Origin of the sequence: Gordonia sp. (in: high G+C Gram-positive bacteria) (assembly GCF_049299075.1) — a bacterium.
Classification (GTDB): Bacteria; Actinomycetota; Actinomycetes; order Mycobacteriales; family Mycobacteriaceae; genus Gordonia.
On sequence record NZ_JBAQWU010000225.1, the window covers coordinates 1 to 4,497 of the forward strand.

General features: G+C 67.2%; 5 protein-coding genes and 1 pseudogene. All 6 read right to left on the minus strand.

The features are described from left to right. Positions 1 to 474, minus strand: a pseudogene (locus WAW85_RS07035) (hypothetical protein); the annotation flags it as partial. Further along, positions 461 to 928, minus strand: coding sequence for a hypothetical protein (locus WAW85_RS07040; RefSeq protein ID WP_422558912.1), 468 nt, complete (start codon positions 926 to 928; stop codon positions 461 to 463). The gene WAW85_RS07040 and the pseudogene WAW85_RS07035, both read right to left, overlap by 14 nt. A 73-nt stretch (positions 929 to 1,001) precedes the next feature. Further along, positions 1,002 to 1,433 (minus strand): organic hydroperoxide resistance protein, encoded by a 432-nt coding sequence (locus tag WAW85_RS07045; RefSeq protein WP_422558913.1) that lies wholly within the window; start codon positions 1,431 to 1,433, stop codon positions 1,002 to 1,004. A 70-nt stretch (positions 1,434 to 1,503) separates the two neighbouring features. Next, a complete protein-coding gene (locus WAW85_RS07050) occupies positions 1,504 to 2,169 on the minus strand; it encodes a hypothetical protein (RefSeq protein WP_422558914.1) in 666 nt (221 codons plus the stop codon). Then, on the minus strand, positions 2,166 to 3,599 hold the full coding sequence (locus tag WAW85_RS07055) for a hypothetical protein (RefSeq protein ID WP_422558915.1): 1,434 nt from the start codon (positions 3,597 to 3,599) through the stop codon (positions 2,166 to 2,168). The genes WAW85_RS07050 and WAW85_RS07055 overlap by 4 nt, the downstream gene beginning before the upstream one ends. A gap of 69 nt (positions 3,600 to 3,668) precedes the next feature. After that, positions 3,669 to 4,497, minus strand: an 829-nt coding sequence (locus tag WAW85_RS07060) for a lipase family protein (RefSeq protein WP_422558916.1), incomplete at its 5' end; no start/stop codon positions are given.

The following is a 4,497-nucleotide window of genomic DNA, read 5'->3' on the forward strand; positions in this document are numbered from 1 at the left end:
CACCAGCACCACGGGCCGCCCCGCGGCCGGTGCCACGCCAGGTCCGAGCGGCATGCCGTCTGGAGTCTGCGCTTGTGGCAGCCCCGGCACTTCGCCGCCGATGCTGACCACCGTCGCGGCGTTCAGCCGCCGGAGTTCTTGGCCGACGACGCCGACCTGCTCGTGAGCTACGACGAACACGGGCACCCGATGGTTGCGACTCAAGTCGAGCGCGCGCTGCTGGTCCTCCGGCCGCGCCTCGGCGCGCACCACGATCGCCGCCGAGGACGACTCCAGAAGGACGCGGCTGACGAGCACCTCGTCTGGTACCCCGTCATCGGCGAGGACCGTCACGGTGCCGGGAGCAAAGCCGCCACCGCCCACCGCGCGGCCGCCGGTGACCGGGACCGCTGACGCGGTGACCAGTGCCGCGATCGTGATCGCGACGACCGCAGCCGCGGTATAGCGGTAGCCCGAACCGCTAGTCGCTGTCATCGCCGATCGACTCATATGATTCGGAGATCGAAACGCGCGGGGTCGTCGCGGCGGCGAGGACAGCGAGTGCCAGATAAACGATCGTCGCAATGCCGAAGCCAGCGGTCAGGACGAGCGACCCGCCCCAAAATACGTCAGCGGCCACCCCGTCGACGGTGTCGAAAAGTAGCGCCGCGGTCGCCGACAACAGCGTCGCCAGCAGCGCCCACACAGCACTGCGCAGCCGCGGACCGATCGCTGAAAGGTAGAAGAGTCGCTGGTACAGGGCGATTTCAAACTCATCGACGCAGGCGATCCGGACGGCGTCGTCGTTTGCGAGCTCGCGGAGACCGCGGGCGAGTTCCACATCGCGCAGCATGGCGGCCGATTCACGTTGGCGATACCGCACGTACGCAATCGTCGCGATCGCCGCGGCGAGCAGCGCGAATCCGGCAAGGACAGCCCAGTTGTTCACGATGGCTCACGCTACCGTCCACTGGGCTGCCCCGGGCACGCCGGTGCCGTGTGTCGGAAAAGTTCCCGATGCCCTAGACGCTCGAGGTGACCGTGTGCGCGATATTGCCTCGGGTGGCCTTGGAGTACGGGCAGAAGGCATGCGCCTGCTCGGTCAGTTCCTGCGCCCGGGCCGCATCCAGTCCCGGAATCGTGGCGTGGATGTCGGCGACCAAACCGAATCCTCCGTCAGCGTCGTCCTCGCCGATCCCGACGGTGACCTTCACATTGGTCCCGGCTGGCACTGGCAGGCCGGCGTTCTTAAACATCAATTGCAACGCACCATTGAAACAAGCCGCGTACCCCGCCGAGAAAAGCTCCTCAGGGTTGGCACCCGCACCGTTGCCGCCCATCTCCACGGGGGGCCGCAACTCCATATCGATGCGCCCGGACTCCGAGACCACTTCGCCGTCGCGGCCGCCGCCCGTGGACGTCGACCACACTCGGTACACCGGATTCACAGTCATGTCGATTCACTCTCTACTCGGTTCGAAAGGATTGAGCCGATTCGCTCCCCTTCGAACGTACTCCCGCGCGCTACCGTTCGCGCCAGACCCGAGACGGCCGGATACGGGTGGATTCAGGCAGCCAGCGACCGACGGCGCCCCGGAAGGTGATCAACGAGGACAGCAGGAGCGTGCCCGCGCTGGTCCATGCCAGCACCCGGAACGCCGAGGGCACTTCCGGATAGGCGAAGATGAGGTCACCGATCAGCGGCACAAACAGCGCCACCACCACGCACACCGCGGCGTACATGCTGCGCAGGTTGCGACTGTGATGTTTGGCGATCGCGGTAAGGAGCGGATAGGTGACTGCCATGGCGAGGAGCCAGCCGATCAGCAGCGCGGGCGGCCAGAACGCAGCCATCGAGTCCGCCGTGGCATGTGGGTCGATCTGTTGCGCATCAGACATCTGTGTCGCCAACCGGTCGGCGAGCCTGCGGGTGGCACCACCTAACGTCACCAGTCCGTAGCCAATACACACCAACGCGGTTCCCGCGGAGACGTACCAGACATAGAGTGCATCGCGGGTCAGCGCCACCGGCGCCGGACCGGGGTCTTGTTCGCGGCGCGGATAGCGGTCGGTCAGCGCACGATCGGCCGAGGTACGAGCGAGCTCAGCGAGATCCTCGGCGTCGAGTTCGGCCTGCGTCGGAATCGACTCGGAGTCGTCGGGGTCGTGCCACGCGCCCGGAAGTGTCATGGCGCGATTCTAAGCATGCGACCGAAGGTGCCTTGCCACAGCGATCCGTCCGGCGCGATCATGCCGGTCAGCTGCAGCGGCTCGTCGACGGGGGCGGTGCCGACCGGGAGCGTCGTGACGCGCCGCCCGGTGCCGAAGTCGACGGCCACGTAATTCACTGGGCCCACTTGCTGCGGCCCAGGCTGGTACGGACCGTAACCGAGCGCATGGATCAGGCCATCGGCGGTGGAGAGCCGCGGCAGCGTGGCCATCCGGTCACTGCTGGACCACACTCGCGTGCACCTGCCGTCGACGACGTCGATCCGCGTCATCGCGCCCAGAAAGGGGGCTGGCACGGTCGGGCCCCCGCTCTCGGCCATCGGTGGATAACCAAACCCGTATGTACTGGGGATCACAATGCTGTTTCCCCAAGCCATCGGTGAGTTCTCGGTCCCCTGCTTCGGCTGATCGAAGGCGCGCAGCGTGCAGACCGGTGAGCCGTCGGCACTGCGCAGAACGTGCAGGCGCGGGACGCGGGCGTTGTCGACGATCGCGACCCAGGCGTCCCCGCCCGGACCGAAGTACGTGGGCGTGGTTCCCGAACCCCAGGTGAGCTGGCCCGGTTTGCGTCCCGGACCGCGGTCGTAGGTGCGCCGCCACACGGTACGCGGGACGCCGTCAGCCTGCGCCCACATCTCATACAGGGCGTGTGTGCTCAGCACCGAGACCCCGCCCGGCCGCACCGACAAGCCGTTGCCCATCTGCTCACCCCGCGGCAGATGCGTCGAGGCGATGCGCTTGCCGTCGGCGACGGTGCCCACGATGCCGCCGGTGGTGACCCACCAGATCCGGCCCTCGCCGTCGGGGGCGAGCCCGGTCACCGCATCGCTGCCGAGGTGCTGCGAGATGTCGATGCGGTCGGCGACGTACAGTTGCCATCCTGCGCCGGTGCGACGATGCGCCACCTTCAGGATGGCGCCGGTGCCGTCGGCGACCACAATCCGATTCGCATCGTCGAGGTAGCCGTAGACGCCGCCGAGTAGCCCGCCCTTGGCGAGCGGCAGCCGGGCCAGCACCGCCGCGGTCTTCGGGTGGAACAGGGTGACCACCGGGACGGCGAACTGCGGCGCCGGGTCGCCGGGCTGCTCGGCGATCACATTGGTGCACAACGAGACCGGGTACCCGTCCGATCCGATGAACGTTGCGGCACATGGTCCGCCCGGCACGCTCGACGCGGCCAGCCGGGCGGTGCGACCGGGCCCGCGATAGCCGGTGGTGTCGGTGGACGCGAGATCACCGTGCATCAGTGAGGTCCATTTCGGGCCCAATCCAGCCACCCGACTCGGCGTGGCGGCGGCCGGTGCCGCCGGCAGCGTCGCGACGACAAGGGCCGCGAGAACACCCACCGTGGTGAGTGTCCGCGCGGCCCAGTTGATCGATGTCTGCGTCATAGTACGCAGTTGATCACGGTTCGCCAGGCAACCTCGGCCAGCTACCTAGAATGGACCCGGAAACCGAGGTCAGCGATTGAATTCAGCGAGGACGAAACTCGTGCCGGGCAGGAGCGTGGTCATCATCGGCAGGCCGTGGTTGATGATCATCCCCGGCAGAATCGGCGGGATGTACTGATCCAACAGCTGCACCGATGCCCCCTTCGCGCGCCAGTCGCGGTACAGCTGGGTCACCTGACCGCTCGGGATCACGTCGTCGTACTGCGAAGTGGAAATCAGGACCGGAGCATTCGGCTTGAGGGTGCCGATGCGCTGGTCGTCGATCATCGATTTGATCACCGGGTGCCGCTTGACCACTGCCGACAGCGGCTTACCGTCCCGCGTCCACTCGCTGGTCCGCTGGAAGGCATTGCCAAGGACGATGTCGCCGATGCATTTGGTGGACAGTTCTTTGAGCACCCGCTTGCCGTTCGCGTTGGTCTCCTTCTCCAGGATTGGCCCCAGCTCGGGGTAGCGCGCGGCCAGTCCGTTGATCGCGAAACCGATGCCGCCCGAGATCAGGGTGCCGTCGATCTGGCCGATCACCTTGCTCAGATCGGCGGGCGGCGCACCAGCGAAGGTGGCCTTGACGTTCAAGTCCGGCGCGTAGGTCTGCGCGAGTTCGGCGGCCGACGCCGCGGCCCCGCCACCCTGGGAGTAGCCGTAGAAACCGACGGGCGCATCCTTACCGGCCTTGGCGACATGCAGTGCGGCGCGCGCGGCGTCGAGCATCGCGTGCCCGGACTCCAGCCGGTTGACGTAGGTGTGAATGCCGGGAGTTCCCATCCCGATGTAGTCAGTCGCCGCCACCCGCACACCGTTGAGCAGGAGCAGGTTCATCTCCGGTGCCGAGTAGTTG